The organism is Mesorhizobium sp. B2-4-18, assembly GCF_006441385.1.
Lineage (GTDB): Bacteria > Pseudomonadota > Alphaproteobacteria > Rhizobiales > Rhizobiaceae > Mesorhizobium > Mesorhizobium australicum.
In genome coordinates this window covers 283,493-302,654 of sequence record NZ_VFUW01000003.1, presented here as the reverse complement: position 1 = coordinate 302,654, position 19,162 = coordinate 283,493, and the positions used below count along the sequence as shown (strand labels likewise).

The 19,162-nt window shown below is 64.0% G+C and carries 17 protein-coding genes; 13 read left to right on the top strand and 4 right to left on the bottom strand.

Annotation, left to right across the window (positions count from 1 at the left end; genetic code table 11):
* The first annotated feature begins 126 nt into the window (after positions 1-126).
* On the top strand, positions 127-2,601 hold the full coding sequence (locus FJ527_RS08600) for a DNA translocase FtsK (RefSeq protein ID WP_140822676.1): 2,475 nt from the start codon (positions 127-129) through the stop codon (positions 2,599-2,601).
* A gap of 60 nt (positions 2,602-2,661) precedes the next feature.
* On the opposite strand, the gene fsa is transcribed toward FJ527_RS08600, so the two are convergent.
* Complete coding sequence (fsa, locus tag FJ527_RS08595; protein ID WP_015315164.1) at positions 2,662-3,318, bottom strand: fructose-6-phosphate aldolase; 657 nt, start codon at positions 3,316-3,318, stop codon at positions 2,662-2,664.
* A gap of 89 nt (positions 3,319-3,407) precedes the next feature.
* On the opposite strand from fsa, the gene FJ527_RS08590 reads away from it, so the two are divergent.
* Complete coding sequence (locus tag FJ527_RS08590) at positions 3,408-5,591, top strand: primosomal protein N' (RefSeq protein ID WP_140822674.1); 2,184 nt, start codon at positions 3,408-3,410, stop codon at positions 5,589-5,591.
* Between the two features lie 17 nt (positions 5,592-5,608).
* On the opposite strand, the gene FJ527_RS08585 is transcribed toward FJ527_RS08590, so the two are convergent.
* Positions 5,609-6,061: a type II toxin-antitoxin system VapC family toxin gene (locus tag FJ527_RS08585; protein WP_140822672.1), complete on the bottom strand. Its 453-nt coding sequence runs from the start codon at positions 6,059-6,061 to the stop codon at positions 5,609-5,611.
* Complete coding sequence (locus FJ527_RS08580) at positions 6,058-6,300, bottom strand: type II toxin-antitoxin system Phd/YefM family antitoxin (protein WP_140822670.1); 243 nt, start codon at positions 6,298-6,300, stop codon at positions 6,058-6,060. Before FJ527_RS08580 ends, FJ527_RS08585 begins: the two co-directional genes overlap by 4 nt.
* Positions 6,301-6,366: 66 nt before the next feature.
* Here FJ527_RS08580 and FJ527_RS08575 point away from each other — a divergent pair, with 66 nt between their 5' ends.
* From FJ527_RS08575 to FJ527_RS08545, 7 genes are all read left to right on the top strand, one after another.
* Positions 6,367-7,062 carry an aspartate/glutamate racemase family protein gene (locus FJ527_RS08575; RefSeq protein WP_140822668.1) on the top strand — a complete coding sequence of 232 codons (696 nt, stop codon included), beginning with the start codon at positions 6,367-6,369 and terminating at the stop codon, positions 7,060-7,062.
* A gap of 96 nt (positions 7,063-7,158) precedes the next feature.
* Positions 7,159-7,554 carry a DUF4345 family protein gene (locus tag FJ527_RS08570; RefSeq protein ID WP_140822666.1) on the top strand — a complete coding sequence of 132 codons (396 nt, stop codon included), beginning with the start codon at positions 7,159-7,161 and terminating at the stop codon, positions 7,552-7,554.
* 246 nt (positions 7,555-7,800) lie between these two features.
* Complete coding sequence (locus FJ527_RS08565) at positions 7,801-8,361, top strand: F0F1 ATP synthase subunit delta (RefSeq protein ID WP_140712423.1); 561 nt, start codon at positions 7,801-7,803, stop codon at positions 8,359-8,361.
* On the top strand, positions 8,361-9,890 hold the full coding sequence (atpA, locus tag FJ527_RS08560) for a F0F1 ATP synthase subunit alpha (RefSeq protein ID WP_140822664.1): 1,530 nt from the start codon (positions 8,361-8,363) through the stop codon (positions 9,888-9,890). The genes FJ527_RS08565 and atpA overlap by 1 nt, the downstream gene beginning before the upstream one ends.
* A 46-nt stretch (positions 9,891-9,936) precedes the next feature.
* Positions 9,937-10,821 carry a F0F1 ATP synthase subunit gamma gene (locus FJ527_RS08555; RefSeq protein ID WP_015315172.1) on the top strand — a complete coding sequence of 295 codons (885 nt, stop codon included), beginning with the start codon at positions 9,937-9,939 and terminating at the stop codon, positions 10,819-10,821.
* A 70-nt stretch (positions 10,822-10,891) separates the two neighbouring features.
* Complete coding sequence (atpD, locus tag FJ527_RS08550; RefSeq protein ID WP_015315173.1) at positions 10,892-12,487, top strand: F0F1 ATP synthase subunit beta; 1,596 nt, start codon at positions 10,892-10,894, stop codon at positions 12,485-12,487.
* A gap of 110 nt (positions 12,488-12,597) precedes the next feature.
* The gene (locus FJ527_RS08545; protein WP_015315174.1) at positions 12,598-13,005 is read left to right on the top strand and encodes a F0F1 ATP synthase subunit epsilon; all 408 of its coding nucleotides are present in this window, start codon (positions 12,598-12,600) and stop codon (positions 13,003-13,005) included.
* A 144-nt stretch (positions 13,006-13,149) separates the two neighbouring features.
* Here FJ527_RS08545 and FJ527_RS08540 read toward each other — a convergent pair whose 3' ends face one another.
* Complete coding sequence (locus FJ527_RS08540) at positions 13,150-14,682, bottom strand: mannitol dehydrogenase family protein (RefSeq protein WP_181166307.1); 1,533 nt, start codon at positions 14,680-14,682, stop codon at positions 13,150-13,152.
* Positions 14,683-14,833: 151 nt separating this feature from the next.
* On the opposite strand from FJ527_RS08540, the gene uxaC reads away from it, so the two are divergent.
* The 4 genes from uxaC to FJ527_RS08520 all read left to right on the top strand — a co-directional run bounded on the left by uxaC (position 14,834) and on the right by FJ527_RS08520 (position 19,131).
* On the top strand, positions 14,834-16,246 hold the full coding sequence (gene uxaC, locus FJ527_RS08535; protein ID WP_181166306.1) for a glucuronate isomerase: 1,413 nt from the start codon (positions 14,834-14,836) through the stop codon (positions 16,244-16,246).
* Between the two features lie 33 nt (positions 16,247-16,279).
* Entirely contained in the window at positions 16,280-17,260 is a 981-nt protein-coding gene (locus FJ527_RS08530; RefSeq protein WP_140616581.1) for a TRAP transporter substrate-binding protein, read from the top strand.
* A 62-nt stretch (positions 17,261-17,322) separates the two neighbouring features.
* Positions 17,323-17,847 (top strand): TRAP transporter small permease, encoded by a 525-nt coding sequence (locus FJ527_RS08525; RefSeq protein WP_041163297.1) that lies wholly within the window; start codon positions 17,323-17,325, stop codon positions 17,845-17,847.
* Positions 17,848-17,850: 3 nt separating this feature from the next.
* Entirely contained in the window at positions 17,851-19,131 is a 1,281-nt protein-coding gene (locus FJ527_RS08520; protein WP_140822662.1) for a TRAP transporter large permease, read from the top strand.
* The last annotated feature ends 31 nt before the right edge of the window (positions 19,132-19,162 follow it).

The window sequence follows — 19,162 nt, the reverse complement described above, 5'->3', positions numbered from 1 at the left end:
CCGCTTTCCAGCCCAGCGCTTCGCCGCGAAAGGTGCGTCTCGATCGCTCCAGCGACGCTGACGGGAAGCAACTGTTAACCACTCGCTCCCTATTGCTCGGCAGTCGTTTCACAGTGAGTCTTGAGCATGGAAGCCAGGCGTTTTTCTCGGATCAATTCGTTGCACACAGCTGCGCCCGATGACCCCCAAGGAGAGCGTTCCGGCGGCCCGCGCGGCAAGGTCGATGTCCGCCAGTCCGGCGCTTCTTTCCCGCATGGTGGCGACACCGAAAGCCCGGCCTGGCAAGAGTATTTTTTCCTTGCACCCAATGTGCGTTTTACACGCACGCCGGACTATGAGCCAAAGCACCGCCAACCGCAGGACGACGTTGCCGAGCAGGACGCACGGCAGGCGCTCCGGACGCAGGAGGTCGGTCCTGGGGCCGTCATGCATCGCGGACCGGCACCGGCCGGGCCCGCTCAGCCGGCGCGTAGCGGGGAGATGGCGCAAGGCGTTGCGCCGGCGGCTCTAAAGGTGCCAGCAACGGCACGGGCGGCCACGCGCCCGGCGCCCGTTGGCGGGAATGGCGCGCCGGTCAAAGCAGCCCCCGCTGAAAAAGCCCGGCGGCCCTATCTTTCGGATCACGCCTTCTTCGAGGGCTTGGCGCCGCTTCTGGTCGACGTGACGCCCGCCCGCCAAGTCAGCCCGGTCCCGCGTGCACCGGTCCCGGCTCCGCCGGTTGCCACCGCGCGGGCCGATGTCTCCGGACCGGCGGTGGCCGATGTCACCGCCTTGTTCCGTGTCATCGAATGCCTTCCTGGCCAGGTTCCACTTGCCCTGCCGGACGTCTTTCCGGCCAACTCCAACAAGGTGGTGGTCGAGCCGGCCGTCCCGGCGGGCAGAGCCGCCCGGCTGGGTCGGACAACGGCCGCGACGGCGCCTGCCGCAGCCAGCGCCGCCCCGGCGCCACTTTTGCAACGCGTGGAGGAAACCGTTCCCGCCGTGCGTTCGCCGTCGCTGCCCATGGCCGGAAAGGTTGTGCAGCCGGTGACGGGCGAAGGCTACGCGCTTCCCTCGGAGGAGCTGCTGCAGCAGCCGCCGGAAGGGCAGGGCTTCTACATGTCGCAGGAGCGGCTTGAGCAGAATGCCGATCTCCTGGAAAGCGTGCTGGAGGATTTCGGCGTGCGCGGCGAAATCATCCATGTTCGCCCCGGCCCGGTCGTTACCCTCTATGAGTTCGAGCCGGCCCCGGGCGTCAAATCCTCCCGCGTGATTGGTCTTGCCGACGATATCGCCCGCTCCATGTCGGCGGTCTCGGCGCGCGTCGCCGTGGTGCCCGGCCGCAACGTCATCGGCATCGAGCTGCCGAACGAGACACGCGAGACCGTCTATTTCCGTGAACTGATCGAATCGCAGGGCTTCCGCAAGACCAGCTGCAAGCTGGCGCTTTGCCTTGGCAAGACGATCGGCGGCGAACCTGTCATCGCCGAGCTGGCGAAAATGCCGCATCTGCTCGTCGCCGGCACCACCGGATCCGGCAAGTCGGTCGCCATCAACACCATGATCCTGTCGCTGCTCTACCGGCTGAAGCCGGAAGAATGCCGGCTGATCATGGTCGACCCGAAGATGCTCGAGCTGTCAGTTTACGACGGTATCCCGCACCTTCTGACGCCCGTCGTCACCGATCCCAAGAAGGCGGTTACCGCGCTCAAATGGGCGGTGCGCGAAATGGAAGACCGCTATCGCAAGATGGCGCGGCTCGGCGTGCGCAACATCGACGGCTACAATGAGCGCGCCGCCACTGCCCGCGACAAGGGCGAGACGGTCGTCATGACCGTGCAGGCCGGCTTCGAGAAGGGCACCGGCGAGCCGCTGTTCGAACAGCAGGAGATCGACCTCGCGCCGATGCCCTACATCGTCGTCATCGTCGACGAGATGGCCGACCTGATGATGGTCGCCGGCAAGGAGATCGAAGGCGCAATCCAGCGCCTGGCGCAGATGGCGCGCGCCGCCGGGATCCACCTGATCATGGCAACGCAGCGGCCTTCCGTCGACGTCATCACCGGCACGATCAAGGCCAACTTCCCGACCCGCATCTCCTTCCAGGTCACCTCCAAGATCGACAGCCGCACCATTTTGGGCGAGCAGGGTGCCGAGCAGCTGCTCGGCCAGGGCGACATGCTGCACATGATGGGCGGCGGGCGCATCGCCCGCGTGCACGGCCCCTTTGTGTCCGACGCCGAGGTCGAGCATGTCGTGGCGCATCTGAAGGCGCAGGGCCGCCCCGAATATCTGGAGACCGTGACGGCCGACGAGGATGAAGAGGAAGAGGAAGACGACCAGGGAGCGGTCTTCGACAAGGGAGCCGTTGCCGCCGAGGACGGCGATTCCAGCTATGACGAGGCGGTCAAGGTGGTGTTGCGCGACAAGAAATGTTCGACGTCCTACATCCAGCGCCGCCTTGGCATCGGCTACAACCGCGCCGCTTCACTGGTCGAGCGGATGGAGAAGGAGGGTCTGGTCGGCGCACCGAACCATGTCGGCAAGCGCGAGATCATGGCGGGCAAGCGCCCACCGGTAACCATCCCTGGGGATGACGGCACGGATCGATCGGCCCCTTGATCCGCAACGCATAAAAAAGGCCGGTTGCCCGGCCTTTTTTCGTATCGGGCATAAGCTCGCTCAGCCGATTTTCTGGCCGGTCTTTGCCCAGTCGGCGAGGAAGGCGGCAAGGCCCTTGTCGGTCAGCGGGTGATTGACCAGCGCCTTCAGGGTCGCGGGTGGCGCGGTGACGATATCGGCGCCGATGAGCGCCGCCTGCTTCACGTGGTTCACTGTGCGCACGGAAGCGGTCAGGATCTCGGTCTGGAAATCGTAATTGTCGTAGATCTGACGGATCTCCTGGATCACTTCCATGCCGTCAGAACCGGTATCGTCGATGCGGCCGACGAAGGGCGAGATGAAGGAGGCGCCTGCCTTGGCGGCGAGCAGCGCCTGGTTGGCCGAGAAGCACAAGGTGACGTTGACCATGCGGTTCATCTCGGTGCGGATCGTCTTGCAGGCCTTCAATCCGTCCAGCGTCAACGGCACCTTGATGGCGACATTCGGCGCGATCTTGGCCAACACCTCGGCCTCGGCCATCATCTGCTTGTATTCGGTCGCCACGACTTCCGCGGAAACCGGGCCTTCGACGATGTCGCAGATCTGCTTGGTGACCTCGGCGATTTTGCCGCCCGATTTCAGGATCAGCGACGGGTTGGTGGTGACGCCGTCGAGCAACCCCAGATCGATCAGTTCACGGATTTCCTTGATATCGGCTGTGTCGGCAAAAAATTTCATGGCGGTCTCCTGACGATTCGTGGTGCTTGCGAAGGCACGTTCAGCGTTGCCCTTTGATCTAGAGCAAAGTCGGGGCAAGGTCACGCCTCATGATCGAAGATTCGCCCTTTGTCGCAGCCGCACCGGTGCTGGTGCCGATGCCGGCCGAACGCCCCTACACCTATGCCGTGCCGGCCGGCATGCGGGTGGTGCCGGGCTCGATCGTGCGCGTGCCGCTCGGGCCGCGGCAGGTCGCCGGCATCGTCTGGGACGGCGTGGTCGAGCAGGTCGATGCCAGGAAATTGCGCCCGATCGAACAGGTTTTCGACTGTCCGCCGATCGATCGCGCCATGCGCCGCTTCGTCGACTGGGTGGCGCAATACACGCTGTCGGCTCCGGGCATGGTGGCGCGCATGCTGCTGCGTGCGCCGGAAGCTTTCGATCCCGAACCCTGGATCGAAGGACTGCAGCGGACGCTCGTCATGCCCGATCGGATGACGGATGCGAGGACGCGGGTGCTGGAGACGGCCGAAGGAGGGCTGGCCTGGACGCGCTCGGGGCTGGCGCATGCCGCCGGCGTGTCGTCGACGGTGATCGAGGGACTGAAAGCGCAAGGCGTGTTCGAAACGGTGATGATCCCGCCGCGTCCGGTGGTGGCCGCACCCGACCCAAGCTATGCCGTGCCGGACCTGATGCCGGACCAGAACGACGCCGCGTCGATGCTGCGCGCCAATGTCGCGGCCGGTGCGTTCAATGTCGCGCTGCTGGACGGCGTCACCGGTTCGGGCAAGACGGAGGTCTATTTCGAGGCGGTGGCGGCCGCGCTCGATCAGGGAAAACAGGTGCTGATCCTGCTGCCGGAAATCGCGCTGACCCATGCTTTCCTCGAACGCTTCCAGCAGCGCTTCGGTGCCAAGCCGGGGGAATGGCATTCCGATCTGCCGCCCAGGATGCGCGAAAAAGTCTGGCGGCAAGTGGCGGAAGGGGGCGTGCGTGTCGTCGCCGGCGCACGCTCGGCGCTGTTCCTGCCGTTCAAGGAACTTGGCCTGATCGTGGTCGACGAGGAGCACGACCCGGCCTACAAGCAGGAAGACCGTGTCTTCTACAATGCGCGCGACATGGCTGTCGTGCGCGGGCATATTGGCGGCTTTCCGGTGGTGCTGGCGTCGGCGACGCCGTCGGTCGAGAGCCGGGTCAACGCAAGCCAGGGCCGCTATGCCAGGGCTGTTCTTTCCGCCCGCTTCGCTGAGGCGGCACTTCCCGATCTCAAGTCGATCGACATGCGCCGCGCGCCGCCGGCCCGTGGCGGCTTCCTGTCGCCGGTGCTGATCGACCATATGCGCAAGACGCTGGAGAAGCAGGAACAGTCGCTGCTGTTCCTCAACCGGCGCGGCTATGCGCCGCTGACGCTGTGCCGGGTCTGCGGCCATCGCTTCGGTTGCCCGGTGTGCTCGGCCTGGCTGGTCGAGCACCGCTTTCGCGGCCAGTTGGTGTGTCATCACTGCGGTCACAATGAGCGCCGTCCGGAAGCCTGCCCCGAATGCGGCACGCTCGACCATCTGGTCGCTTGCGGGCCGGGGGTCGAGCGCATCGCCGAAGAGGTCGTCACGCATTTCCCGGACGCGCGTACCATCGTGCTGTCGTCGGATATAATGGGGGGTGTACGACGGTTGCGGCTGGAACTGGAGGCTATCGCCAACGGCGAGGCCGATATCGTCATCGGCACGCAACTGGTCGCCAAGGGTCATAATTTCCCGAACATGACGCTGGTCGGCGTCGTCGATGCCGATCTGGGCCTTGCCAATGGCGATCCGCGCGCCGCCGAGCGCACCTTCCAGCTGCTCAGCCAGGTGACCGGCCGTGCCGGCCGCACCGGCAAGAAGAGCCTTGGCCTGCTGCAGACCTTCCAGCCCGACCATCCGGTGATGCGGGCGATCGTCTCCGGCGATGCCGAGTCTTTCTACCAGCGCGAGATTTCAGAGCGCGAACGCGCTGCCTTGCCGCCCTTCGGCCGGCTGGCAGGCGTCATCGTCAGCGCGGTGACGCGGGCGGAAGCGGAAGGCCATGCACGCGGCCTGCGCCGCTCCGCACCGGAGGCGCCGGATCTGTTCGTGCTCGGGCCGGCGGAAGCGCCATTATCGTTGCTCGGCGGTCGCCACCGCTTCCGCCTGCTGATCCAGGGCGAACGGCGCGCCGACATGCAGGGGTTCATCCGCACCATGCTGGCCAACGGGCCGAAACAGCGCGGCTCGGTTCGGGTGCAGGTGGACATCGACCCGCAGAGCTTTTTGTAAGCTCGCTGAACATCTCGTTAGGCGCCGAGTTCGGCCTCAAACGGATTCAGACTTGCGACCTTCAGAGCGTCGAAATGGCGGTTGTTCGCGGTAAGGATCGTCAAATCGTGCACAAGCGCGGTAGCAGCGATCAGGATATCGGGAAGACCTGGGTTGCGCCCAAGAGCAATCGCCATATTTTCCATTTCTCCCGCCCGTCTGGCGATGGCGGAGCCTACCGGCAGGAGCCGTTCATCAAATTCATCCAGCAGACTGTCCAGCCAGCGCTCCAGTCGTTCCGCTCGCTGAGTGCCCCCGGCACGCCTCAACTTGGCAACGCCCTTCTGGACTTCAGCCGCTGCTATAGCCGGAATATACCAAGTGTGGCGCCGCCCCGTATGCGACAGCCAAGTCTGGAAAGCGGGCGGAAGTGCAGCACGATCGGGAGCGAACACCGACAACACCGACGTGTCGAGAAGATATCCGTTCAAAAATCAAAATCCCTGAGGATCGATTGATCTCTTTCAAGCACGATGCCGCCCGGATATTTGAGAAGGAAGTCGATGAAGGCGTCGTTACGATCCGGGTAGAGCTTGCGGGCCTCTTCGATCGGTACAACCGCCGCGGCAGGTTTGCCATGCTTTGTGATGATTGTAGGCTCGCCGTTTTCGGCAGCTTCCACGAGCGCGGAGAAACTTGCTTTGGCCTCTCGTACCTGCATTGTCTTCATGGCCGAGCTCCTTGTGGTCTCATGGGGTCATAATATAGAAATCGTACGGGAAAGGAACAGCCCGTCATGAAAACCCTCGGCCTGCTCGGCGGTATGAGCTGGGAATCGACCGCCATCTACTACCGCCTGCTCAACGAGATCGTGCGCGAGCGGCTGGGCGGTCTGCATTCGGCGAGGCTGCTGCTCTGGTCGTTCGATTTCGCCGAGATCGCCGAACGGCAGCATGATGGCGACTGGGACGGTGCCGGTGCACTGCTGATCGATGCCGCACACAAACTTGAGGCCGGCGGTGCGGAGGGCCTGCTTCTGTGCACCAACACCATGCACAGACTGGCCGACCAGGTGCAGGCGGCTGTGTCGATCCCGCTGATCCATATCGCCGACGCCACCGCGGCCACGGTCAGGCAGGCCGGCCTGCGGCGGCCGGCGCTGCTGGCAACGCGGTTCACCATGGAGCAGGACTTCTACAAGGGCCGGCTTGCCGACAAATATGGCCTGTCGCCAGTGGTGCCGGATTCGGCCGGGCGCGACATGGTGCATCGCGTCGTCTACGAGGAACTCTGTCAGGGCATCGTCACCGAAGCCTCGAAGGCGGCCTATGTCGCCGAGGCAAACCGCTTGCGCCGCGACGAAGCCGCCGACAGCCTGATCATGGGCTGCACCGAGATCACCATGCTCATCGGCCAGGATGATTTCGACATTCCGGTTTTCGACACGACGCGCATCCATGCCGAGGCGGCGGTGGAATTCGCACTCGGTTGATGCGCGTCTCCTAAAGTGGCTGAAGCCATCTGGCGCCGGTTCTTTCCTTCGCTAGAATGTCGGCGATTTTCAATACAGGCATTTCGAGGGGACACGATGGATTTTGCGCTTCCATGGCCGACGAGCCAGGGCGAATGGCTGGCCTGGTCGAGCGCGATCTTCACCGTGCTGCTCGGCCTTCTGTTTTTCCTGGCGCCGGGGCTGGCGTTCCGTATCCTGCGCTTGCAGGCGAAACCCGAGAAGGCGGCGGCGATCGCCGAGGGGCGCGGCCGCATGTCGGGCTTCTATCTCGGAGTCGGCCTGTGCTGCATCCTGCTCGCGCAGCCCCTGGTCTACATGGCGCTCGGGTTTTCCTGGCTGTTCACCGCATTCGGCCGGCTGCTGTCGATGATGTCGGACGGCGCCAATACACCTTTCAATTGGGTTTCCATTGTGGTGGAATTGGCGCTCGCGGCCTTGCCGCTCGCCTTTGCCTTCGGCTTTGTGCCCTGAATCCTGGGGTATTCAGGCGCGCAGGACGCTGATCTTTCGCCGGATGCGACAATAGTGCCTGAAAACCATGCGGAACGACGCATTGCGGTCTTAAAATGCCTGTGCTAGACGGCAATCGACTTTCGGCCGGGGATAGCGGAAGCCGCGCCTCCGTGCTTGGAAAAATGCAGTAAGGTCAAAGATTTAGCCAGAGTTTTTGCTCGCGCCAACAATCTGCGGCCTGTCAGACAAGAGAAAAGACGGTCCGTGGCTCAATCGTCATCGCCAATCTCAGGTGTCGCAGAACGCTATGCCGGTTCGCTGTTCGAACTGGCATCGCAGGCAAATTCCGTGGCCAAGGTCGAGGCCGACCTCACCAGTTTCGAGGCCATGCTCGCGGGCAGTGCCGACCTGACCCGGCTGATCAACAGCCCGGTATTCTCCAGCGAGGACCAGGCCAAGGCCATCGGGGCGATCGCCGACAAGGCCGGCATCACCGGCCTGACCGGCAATTTCCTGCGCGTCGTCGCCAAGAACCGCCGCCTGTTCGCGGTGCCCGGCATGATCAAGGCATTCCGCCAGATCGCCGCTGAACACCGTGGCGAGGCCGCCGCCGAGGTGACGTCGGCTCATGAGCTGACCGCGGCCCAGCAGACCGAACTCAAGGCGGCGCTGAAGGGCGTTGCCGGCAAGGACGTGACCATTTCCGTCACCGTCGATCCGTCGCTGCTCGGCGGGCTGGTGGTCAAGATGGGCTCGCGCCAGATCGATACGTCGCTCAAAACCAAACTCAATTCGCTCAAGCTTGCACTGAAAGAGGTCGGCTGATGGACATCCGCGCCGCGGAAATTTCCGCAATTCTGAAAGACCAGATCAAGAATTTCGGCAAGGAGGCCGAGGTCTCCGAAGTCGGACAGGTGCTGTCCGTCGGTGACGGTATCGCCCGCGTCTATGGCCTCGACAATGTCCAGGCCGGCGAAATGGTCGAGTTCCCCGGCGGCATCCGCGGCATGGCGCTCAACCTCGAAGCCGACAATGTCGGCGTCGTCATCTTCGGCGCCGACCGCGACATCAAGGAAGGCGACATCGTCAAGCGCACCGGCGCCATCGTCGACGTTCCCGTCGGCCCCGGCCTGCTCGGCCGCGTCGTCGACGCGCTCGGCAACCCGATCGACGGCAAGGGCCCGATCAAGGCGGCCGAACGCAAGCGTGTCGACGTCAAGGCGCCGGGCATCATTCCGCGTAAATCGGTCAACGAGCCGATGTCGACCGGCCTCAAGGCCATCGACGCGCTGATCCCGGTCGGACGCGGCCAGCGCGAGCTGGTCATCGGTGACCGCCAGACCGGCAAGACCGCCATCATTCTCGACACGATGCTCAACCAGAAGTCGGTGCACGACAACGGCCCGGAAAAGGAAAAGCTCTACTGCGTCTACGTCGCCGTCGGCCAGAAGCGTTCGACCGTCGCGCAGTTCGTCAAGGTTCTGGAAGAGCGCGGCGCGCTCGAATACTCGATCATCATCGCCGCCACCGCTTCCGACCCGGCGCCGATGCAGTTCCTGGCGCCGTTCGCCGGCTGCACCATGGGCGAATATTTCCGCGACAACGGCATGCATGCGCTGATCAGCTATGACGATCTGTCGAAGCAGGCTGTCGCCTATCGCCAGATGTCGCTGTTGCTGCGCCGCCCGCCGGGCCGCGAAGCCTATCCCGGCGACGTCTTCTACCTGCACTCGCGCCTGCTCGAGCGCGCCGCCAAGCTCAACGACGATCTGGGTGGCGGATCGCTGACCGCCCTGCCGATCATCGAGACGCAGGCCAACGACGTGTCGGCCTATATCCCGACCAACGTGATCTCGATCACCGACGGCCAGATATTCCTCGAAACCAACCTGTTCTTCCAGGGCATCCGTCCGGCCGTCAACGTCGGCCTGTCGGTCAGCCGCGTCGGCTCGGCCGCGCAGATCAAGGCGATGAAGCAGGTCGCCGGCTCGATCAAGGGCGAGCTCGCGCAGTACCGCGAAATGGCTGCCTTCGCGCAGTTCGGCTCGGATCTCGACGCCGCCACGCAGCGCCTGCTCAACCGCGGATCGCGCCTGACCGAACTCCTGAAGCAGCCGCAGTTCTCGCCGCTGAAGACGGAAGAGCAGGTCGCGGTGATTTTCGCCGGCGTCAACGGCTATCTCGACAAGCTGCCGGTCAACCAGGTCGGCAAGTTCGAGCACGGCCTGCTCAGCCACATGCGTGCGGCGGGCAAGGACGTTCTCGACGCCATCCGCAAGGAAAAGGCGCTTTCGGACGATCTGCGCGCCAAGCTCAAGGCCGAGATCGACGCCTTCGCCAAGACCTTCGCCTGAGCGAAGCGCCAGTCCGGATGAGACAAGACGGGATCAGGTTTGAAGCATGCCTTCATTAAAAGACCTTCGTAACCGTATCGCCTCGGTCAAGGCGACGCAGAAGATCACCAAGGCGATGCAGATGGTCGCCGCGGCGAAGCTGCGCCGTGCGCAAGAGGCGGCGGAAGCGGCGCGCCCCTATTCGGAGCGCATGGGTTCCGTGCTGGCCAACATCACCCAGGCGATCGGCGGTGGCGGCGATGCCCCGGCGCTGATGACGGGCACCGGCAAGGACGCCGTGCATCTGCTCGTGGTCTGCACCGCCGAGCGCGGCCTGTGCGGCGGCTTCAATTCGCAGATCGCCCGTCTTGCCCGCGATCACATCCGCCGGCTTCTGACCGACGGCAAGCAGGTCAAGATCATCTGCGTCGGCAAGAAGGGCTTCGACATCCTGCGCCGCGACTATGCATCGATGATCATCGACCGTGTCGATCTGCGCGAGGTCAAGACGCTCGGCTTCGTCAATGCCGATGCGATCGCCAAGAAGGTCATCCATCTCTTCAACGAGGGCGCCTTCGACATCTGCACGCTGTTCTACTCGCAGTTCAGGTCGGTGATCAGCCAGATCCCGACCGCGCAGCAGATCATCCCGGCCAGCACCGCTTCGGCTCCGGCCGCGGCGGTGGATGGCGGCAGCGCCGTCTATGAATATGAGCCGGAGCCGGGCGAAATCCTCTCCGACCTCATCCCGCGCAACATCTCCGTGCAGGTTTTCCGGGCGCTGCTCGAAAACGCCGCCGGCGAAATGGGCGCCAAGATGAGCGCCATGGACAATGCGACGCGCAACGCCGGCGAGATGATCAACAAGCTATCGATCACCTACAACCGCCAGCGGCAGGCGCAGATCACCAAGGAACTGATCGAAATCATTTCGGGCGCCGAGGCGCTCTAGGCGCGGTCCGCGGGTGACTGTCCCGCGAACCGGACCGCGTGAGAAACAAAGGACGAAAAGGGTAAAGACGATGGCGAAAGCAGCGACCCCCCAGAAGGCAACTCCGAAGGCGGCAGCCCCCAAGGCAGCAGCCCCAGTGAAAGCGGCCAGGGCTCCGGCAGCGGCGGCAAAGGCTGCTCCGGCCAAGGCAGCAGCGGCGCCGGCCAAGGCCGTGGCCGCCAAGACGCAGGCCATGGCCACGAAAGCCACCGGCGTTGTCGGCAAGGTTCGCCAGGTCATCGGCGCCGTTGTCGACGTGCAGTTCGGCGATCACCTGCCGGCGATCCTGAACGCGCTCGAGACGACCAATGTCGGCAACCGCCTGGTGCTCGAAGTTGCCCAGCATCTGGGTGAAAACACCGTGCGCTGCATTGCCATGGACTCCACCGAAGGCCTGGTGCGCGGCCAGGAAGTGCGCGACACCGGCGCTCCGATCACCGTGCCGGTCGGCCCAGGCATGCTCGGCCGCATCATCAACGTCATCGGCGAGCCGGTCGACGAAGAAGGCCCGGTCGACGCAATCGAAATGCGCTCGATCCATCAGCCGGCTCCGACCTATGTCGAGCAGTCGACGGAAGCCCAGATCCTGATCACCGGCATCAAGGTGCTCGACCTCTTGGCGCCTTACGCCAAGGGCGGCAAGATCGGCCTGTTCGGCGGCGCCGGCGTCGGCAAGACCGTGCTGATCCAGGAACTGATCAACAACATCGCCAAGGCACATGGCGGCTATTCGGTGTTCGCCGGCGTCGGCGAGCGCACCCGCGAAGGCAACGATCTCTATCACGAGTTCATCGAATCCGGCGTCAACAAGAAGGGCGGCGGTGAAGGCTCCAAGGCAGCGCTGGTGTACGGCCAGATGAACGAGCCGCCGGGCGCGCGCGCCCGTGTCGGCCTGACCGGCCTGACGGTCGCCGAATATTTCCGCGACCAGGGCCAGGACGTGCTGTTCTTCGTCGACAACATCTTCCGCTTCACGCAGGCGGGTTCCGAAGTGTCGGCTCTGCTCGGCCGCATCCCGTCGGCCGTGGGCTACCAGCCGACGCTCGCCACCGACATGGGCGCGCTGCAGGAACGCATCACCACCACCACCAAGGGCTCGATCACCTCGGTGCAGGCGATCTACGTGCCGGCCGACGACTTGACCGATCCGGCGCCGGCGACCTCGTTCGCTCACCTTGACGCGACGACGACGCTCAACCGTTCGATCGCAGAGAAGGGCATCTATCCGGCCGTCGATCCGCTGGACTCGACCTCGCGCATGCTCGACCCGCTGGTCGTCGGCGACGAGCATTATGGCGTCGCCCGCCAGGTGCAGTCGATCCTCCAGCGCTACAAGTCGCTGCAGGACATCATCGCCATCCTGGGCATGGACGAGCTCTCGGAAGAGGACAAGCAGACCGTGGCCCGCGCCCGCAAGATCGAGCGCTTCCTGTCGCAGCCGTTCTTCGTCGCCGAAGTGTTCACCGGTGCGCCGGGCAAGCTGGTCGACCTCGCCGACACCATCAAGGGCTTCAAGGGCCTTTGCAACGGCGATTACGATCACCTGCCGGAAGCCGCCTTCTACATGGTCGGCGGCATCGAGGAAGCGGTCGAGAAGGCACAGCGCCTCGCGGCAGAAGCGGCGTAAATCAACCGAATAGGGAGTAGTCAGTAGTCGGTAGTGAATAGCAGTTGGGCGAGTCGGATAATTTCTCTCGCCCTACTCCCTAGTCACTATTCCCTACTCGCTAAATTGACATGGCTGAAGCTTTCAAGTTCGAACTGGTTTCCCCGGAACGCCTGCTGGTTTCCGCCGAGGTCGAATCCGTCGTCATTCCAGGCGCCGAAGGCGAGATGACCGTCATGGCTCATCACGCACCGGTCATGACCACGATCAAGCCGGGTGTCGTCACGGTGAAGAGCGCCTCGGGCAGCGAAGAACGCTATGTCGTGTTCGGCGGCTTCGCCGACATCGTCCCGGCCGGCTGCACGCTGCTGGCGGAATCGGCTGTCGCGGTGAAGGATGTCGACCGCGCCGATCTCGCCCGCCGCATCCAGGAAGCCAGGGAAGATGCTGCCGACGCCAAGGACGACCAGGCGCGCAGCAAGGCCGAACAATTCCTTAGCCAGCTCACCACGCTGGAAGGCGCGATCCTGCCGGCCTGAAACGCGTCGCGGGACAACGGATTGAAAGCGGGGCATTGCCCCGCTTTTTTGTTTGTCGGGACATTATGGCGTGAGAGTTGATGTGGCGGCGGTGCCGGAGTTGCGCGACGTCGGCAGGACAGAGGGGGCGCTGCGCCGCCGACATCAAGGTTCTGTACCGCTCGCGCCTTGCTGTCCTTCGGCTTCTATGCCGAGCGCGGCGAAGGCCAAAGTCGGGCCGTCTCGTCGCAGGTGGACGAGATGGACGGCCACGAGCTCGATCAGCGTCTGGCGCTCGGCGTGATCCCGGGCGAAGCCGGCCATGTCAAACACCGCTGTCGCGGTTTCGTTCGCCGGCAGCTGCTGGTCCAAAAGCGCGGTCATCGGCGCATCGAGCGGATCGGTGAAATGGCCTTCCGGCAACGTCTTTCCGCGCGCCGCGCAGGCGGCGATCCAGGCAGCCACCACCAGCGTGAGATGGACCAGCTCGGTGCCGGCTTCGAGGCACTCGACAGCCGAGGCGATAATGCGCTGCGGCAGTTTCTGGCTGCCGTCATTGGCGATCTGCGCCGTGCGGTGGGCAAGTGCCGTGTTCGAAAAACGCTCGGCAAGCTCGGCGGTATAGGCTGATGGGTCGAGGCCGGCATCGTCCGGCAATGTTGTTATGGCCTCTTGCCATAGCGCGTCGACGAACCGCCGGATCGCCGGATCGGCGAAGGCACTGTCGACCGTCGCGTGGCCGCTGAGCAGGCCGAGATAGGCGATGCCCGAATGCGCGCCGTTGAGCAGCCTCAGCTTCATGTCCTCGAAGGGAGCGACATCCCCAACCATGGTGACGCCGAATTTTTCCCAGGTGGGACGGCCCATGGGGAAATCGTCCTCGATCACCCACTGGCGGAAGGGTTCCGTCATCACGGGCCAGGCGTCCTCAATACCAAGTTCGCCCGCTATCCGTGCCCTGTCGGCGTCGATCGTGGCTGGCACAATGCGGTCGACCATGCTTGAGGGAAATGCGACGTGACTGGCGATGTGGTCGGCCATTCCGGCATTGCCCGCCGAACTGGCACTTGCATCGCGCAGCGTGGCGAATTCGATCAGCAGCCGGTGCAAGGTGGCGCCGTTGGCCGGCAGGTTATCGCAACAAAGCACGGTAAAGGGCGGGGTGCCAGCGCCCCGCCTCCGGGCGAGCGCTTCGGTCAGAAAACCATGCGCCGTCTTCGGTGTTCGCGGATTGGCCAGGTCGTGGACGATGTCGGCATGCGCTGCGTCCAATCCGCCGCCGGCCGCCCGCAAATAGGCTTTCTCGGTGATCGTCAGCGTCACGATGCGGGTACGCGGATCGGCCAGCACCGCCAGCACCGCTTCCGGGTCTTCCGGCGCCACCAGCAGCGAGCCGATCGAGCCGATGACATGCAGCTTCTCGCCGCCGCTGCCGCGCACAGCCAAGGTGTAGAGCCCGTCCTGCGGCGCCAGCGCGTCGCGCGTTTCCGCGCTGCGCAGCGACACGCCTGATATGCCCCAGTCCGTTTCTCCGGCCGCCAGGCATTCATCGATATAAGCGGCCTGGTGGGCGCGGTGAAAGGCGCCGACGCCCAGATGCACGATGCCCGGCGTGATTGCGCCACGATCATATCGAGGCGCGGCGACCTTGGCCGGCAATGCCTGCGCCGTGCGGTTGGAAAGGCGGTGGTCTGTCATCGGTTCGGCACTCATCTCGTGGAACGATTTGCGGGGTAACACTGACGGCGTCCGCCGACAATGCTCAGCTTTGCGTAGCAGTCATCATACAACAATCCGATTTTTGTATGTTGACATTATTTCTGACCGATCCTACCCATGGAGCCGGAGGATGGCCGTGGCACTGACCAATGCGGATTTGCTGTTTTCAGCCGAGGCGCGTCCGCTGTCGATCGCCCGCGCTCTCTATGCCGGCATCAAGGACCTGCCCATCATCAGCCCGCACGGCCATACCGACCCGCGCTGGTATGCGCTGAACGAGCCGTTCCCCGATCCCGCGCAACTGCTCATCGTGCCGGACCACTATATTTTTCGCATGCTGTTCAGTCAGGGCGTGCGGCTGGAGGCTCTCGGCGTGCCGACCCTCGATGGTGAGCCCGTCGAGACCGACGGCAGGGCGATCTGGCGGTTGTTCGCCGAACACTATTACCTCTTTCGTGGCACGCCGACCCGATTGTGGTTCGACCATGTCCTTGCGCATCTGTTCGGCATCGAAGAGCCGTTGAGCGCCGCGACCGCCGACCGCCATTACGACACGATCGCAACGCTGCTGCAGTGGGAGAATTTCCGCCCTCGCGCGCTGTTCGAGCGCTTCAACATCGAGGTCATCGCGACGACCGAAGGCGCGCTCGACGATCTCAAATGGCACCAGATGATCCGCGACAGTGGCTGGGAGGGCCGTGTCGTCACCGCCTATCGGCCAGACGCCGTCGTCGATCCCGATTTTGAAGGCTTTTCGGCCAATCTCGATCGGCTCGGCGAGATCACCGGCTGCGACACCGGGACCTGGGCCGGTTATCTCGACGCACATCGCCAGCGGCGCGCCTTCTTCAAGAGCTTCGGCGCGACTTCGTCGGATCACGGTCATCCAACGGCGGAGACCGCCAATCTTTCCGACGCGGCGGCGCAGGAGCTGTTCAACCGGGTCCGCGCCGGCTCGCAGGATGAGCGCGAGCGAAAATTGTTTCGCGCGCAGATGCTGACCGAGATGGCCAAGATGAGCCGGGACGACGGGCTGGTCATGCAGATCCATCCCGGCTCCATGCGCAATCATTCAGCTTCCGCTTTCCAGAAATTCGGCAGGGACAAGGGTTTCGATATCCCGACCCGGACCGACTATGTCACGGCATTGAAGCCATTACTGGACTGCGTCGGGCTGGAGCGCGACCTGACCGTCATCCTGTTCACGCTGGATGAAACCAGCTACGCGCGCGAACTGGCGCCGCTGGCCGGCGTCTATCCGGCGCTGAAGCTCGGGCCGGCCTGGTGGTTCCACGACAGCCCGGAAGGCATGCGCCGGTTCCGCGAGATGACCACCGAGACCGCCGGCTTCTACAACACGGTCGGCTTCAACGACGACACGCGCGCCTTTCCGTCGATACCGGCCCGCCACGACGTGGCGCGGCGGGTCGACTGTGCGTTCCTGGCGCGTCTCGTCGCCGAGCACAGGCTGCGTGAGGACGAGGCGCATGAACTCGCGAAGGAGCTTGCCTACACGCTTGCCAAGAATGCGTACCGGCTCTGAGCCGGGCGTTTCGATTTTCAAAGGGAGGAAGTCATGTTGCATTTTTCGAAATTGACGGCGGCGGCGACATTCGCCATCGGTTCGCTGCTGATCGGCGCTGCCAACGCCGAAACCGTGCTGCGATCCTCGGATACCCATCCGGACGGCTACCCGACCGTCGAGGCGGTCAAGTACATGGGCGACCTGATCAAGCAGCGCACCGCCGGCCGTTATTCGATCGAGGTCTATCACTCGGCGCAGCTCGGCGAGGAGAAGGACACGATCGAGCAGACCCAGGCCGGCGTCATCGACCTCGACCGTGTCTCGATGGGACCGTTCAACGGCATCGTGCCGGAGACCGCCGTGCCGTCGCTGCCCTACATGTTCCGCTCCGTCGAGCACATGCGCCACGTCATGGACGGCGCTGTCGGCGACCAGATCCTGAAGGCGTTCGAGGCGCATGATCTCGTCGGCCTCGCCTTCTACGATTCCGGTGCTCGGTCCTTCTACAACACCAAGAAGGACATTACCTCGATGGCGGACATGAAAGGGATGAAGTTCCGCGTCATCCAGTCCGATGTGTTCGTCGACATGGTCAACGCGCTTGGCGCCAACGCCACGCCGATGGCCTATGGCGAAGTCTATTCGGCGCTGCAGACCGGCGTCATCGACGGCGCCGAAAACAACTGGCCGAGCTTCGAATCCGCCAAGCACTACGAAGTGGCCAAGCATTACACGATGGACGAACACCAGATCGTGCCGGAAGTGCTGGTCATGTCGAAGGCAAGCTGGGACAAGCTCTCGCCGGAAGACCAGGCGATCGTGCGCCAGGCAGCCAAGGACAGCGTCGTCAAGATGCGCGAACTATGGGACGCGCAGGAGAAGAAGTCGCGCGGCATCGTCGAGGCCGCGGGCGTCAAGGTCAGCGAGATCGACAAACAGCCGCTGATCGACGCGATGAAGCCCGTCTACGACAAGTACTTGTCGACGCCCGAATTGAAGGATCTGGCCGCCCGCATACAGGCCGAGAAATGAACGGCAGGGGCAATGGATCGAGCAGCGCGGAGGCCCCCGCGCTGCCTTCGGACGTGTCGGCCATGCGAGGATTCTGGCTGGGTGCGGAGCGGGTCCTGTCAGGGCTTGCCAGGCTGGCGCTTTGGATCAGCGGCGCCGGCCTGACGCTGATGACGATCATCATCTTCTGGCAGGTCTTCTCGCGTTATGTGCTGAACCGTTCGCCGAGCTGGACGGAATCCTTCTCGGTTCTGCTGATGGGCTGGTTCATTTTTCTCGGCGCCGCCGTCGGCGTGCGCGAACGCACCCATCTCGGCTTCGACGTGCTGCTCTATGTCCTGCCTGTTTCGGCCAAGGCGGTACTGCGCAGCATTTCCGACCTTGTCGTGCTGGCCTTCGGCGCCGGCATGATCGTCTATGGCGTGCAATTGGCCAGGCTGACCTGGAACACGGTCATGCCGTCACTTGCCCTGCCGGGCGGCGTCAGCTTCCTGCCGGTCATCCTGGGTGGGGCGCTGGTCTGTCTGTTTTCGCTGGAACGGCTGGCCGGGCGCTTTGCCGGCCTGCCCGTCGACGCCGACATTCATGCAACCGGCGAGGAGCCCTGAACCATGGCCCTGATCGTCCTCTTCGGCACCTTCGTGTTCCTACTGGTCATCGGCACGCCGATCGCCTTCTGCCTCGGCGTTGCCAGCTTTGCCACGATCCTCACGCTTGGCTTGCCGCCGGTCGTGGTGTTCCAGCGGCTGAATTCCGGGGTCAGCGTCTTTTCGCTGATGGCCATCCCGTTCTTCATCTTCGCCGGAGACCTGATGGTGCGCGGTGGTATCGCCGCGCGGCTGGTCGCGCTGGCAGGCTCCCTGGTCGGTCATTTGCGCGGCGGCCTGGGGCAGGTCAACATCGCGGCGTCGACCATGTTCGGTGGCATCTCCGGCTCGGCGGTGGCGGATGCGTCGGCGGTCGGCGGGCTGATGATTCCGCAGATGAAGGCGCGCGGCTACGGCGTCGACTATGCCGTCAACATCACCTCGGTCGGGGCCATCATCGCGCTTCTCATTCCACCGTCCCACAACATGATCATCTATTCGATCTCCGCCGGCGGCCGTATCTCGATCGCCGACCTGTTCACGGCTGGCGTGCTGCCGGGTCTGCTGCTGGCGCTGTCGCTGATGACAACGGCCTATTGGGTCGCCAGCCGCCGGGGATATCCGACGGAGCCTTTCGCCGGCTTCGGCCGGGCCCTGCAACTGCTTGTCGCCGCCATTCCCGGGCTCATCCTGATCGCCATCATCTTCGGTGGCGTCAGGTCCGGTGTCTTCACCGCGACCGAGAGTTCCTGCATCGCCATCGTCTACGCCTTCCTGGTGACGCTGATCATCTACCGCTCGATGAGCTGGGGCGACTTCGTCGCGGCGACGACGGCGTCGGTGCGCACCACGGCCATGGTGCTGATGATCATCGGCTGCGCGGCGGCCTTCGGCTGGTTGCTCGCCTATCTCAGGGTACCGGCGGCACTGGTCGCCTTTCTGCAGTCGGTGTCCGACAACAAGCTGGTGATCCTGCTGCTGATCAACGTCGTCCTGCTCATTCTCGGCACCTTCATGGACATGTCGCCGCTGATCATCATCACGACGCCGATCTTCCTGCCTGTCGTCATGGCCTATGGGGTCGATCCCGTGCATTTCGGCGTGATCCTCATCCTCAATCTCGGCATCGGGCTTTGCACGCCACCGGTCGGCGCTGTTCTGTTCGTCAGCTGCGCCATCGGGCGCATTCCGATCTGGACCGCGATGCGCTCGATCTGGCCATTCTACGGCGCTGCCTTCGCCGTGCTGATGCTTGTCACCTACGTGCCGGAAATTTCATTGTGGCTGCCGGGCCTGTTCCATTAGAGCGGTTCGGCGATCGTTAGAATCGTTGAAC

Coding starts and splice junctions, on each gene's coding strand:
- FJ527_RS08600 (WP_140822676.1), top strand. CDS start 127: ATGGAAGCCAGGCGTTTTTCTCGGATCAATTCGTTGCACACAGCTGCG.
- fsa (WP_015315164.1), bottom strand. CDS start 3,318: ATGAAATTTTTTGCCGACACAGCCGATATCAAGGAAATCCGTGAACTG.
- FJ527_RS08590 (WP_140822674.1), top strand. CDS start 3,408: ATGATCGAAGATTCGCCCTTTGTCGCAGCCGCACCGGTGCTGGTGCCG.
- FJ527_RS08580 (WP_140822670.1), bottom strand. CDS start 6,300: ATGAAGACAATGCAGGTACGAGAGGCCAAAGCAAGTTTCTCCGCGCTC.
- FJ527_RS08575 (WP_140822668.1), top strand. CDS start 6,367: ATGAAAACCCTCGGCCTGCTCGGCGGTATGAGCTGGGAATCGACCGCC.
- FJ527_RS08570 (WP_140822666.1), top strand. CDS start 7,159: ATGGATTTTGCGCTTCCATGGCCGACGAGCCAGGGCGAATGGCTGGCC.
- atpA (WP_140822664.1), top strand. CDS start 8,361: ATGGACATCCGCGCCGCGGAAATTTCCGCAATTCTGAAAGACCAGATC.
- FJ527_RS08555 (WP_015315172.1), top strand. CDS start 9,937: ATGCCTTCATTAAAAGACCTTCGTAACCGTATCGCCTCGGTCAAGGCG.
- atpD (WP_015315173.1), top strand. CDS start 10,892: ATGGCGAAAGCAGCGACCCCCCAGAAGGCAACTCCGAAGGCGGCAGCC.
- FJ527_RS08545 (WP_015315174.1), top strand. CDS start 12,598: ATGGCTGAAGCTTTCAAGTTCGAACTGGTTTCCCCGGAACGCCTGCTG.
- FJ527_RS08540 (WP_181166307.1), bottom strand. CDS start 14,682: ATGACAGACCACCGCCTTTCCAACCGCACGGCGCAGGCATTGCCGGCC.
- uxaC (WP_181166306.1), top strand. CDS start 14,834: ATGGCCGTGGCACTGACCAATGCGGATTTGCTGTTTTCAGCCGAGGCG.
- FJ527_RS08530 (WP_140616581.1), top strand. CDS start 16,280: ATGTTGCATTTTTCGAAATTGACGGCGGCGGCGACATTCGCCATCGGT.
- FJ527_RS08525 (WP_041163297.1), top strand. CDS start 17,323: ATGCGAGGATTCTGGCTGGGTGCGGAGCGGGTCCTGTCAGGGCTTGCC.
- FJ527_RS08520 (WP_140822662.1), top strand. CDS start 17,851: ATGGCCCTGATCGTCCTCTTCGGCACCTTCGTGTTCCTACTGGTCATC.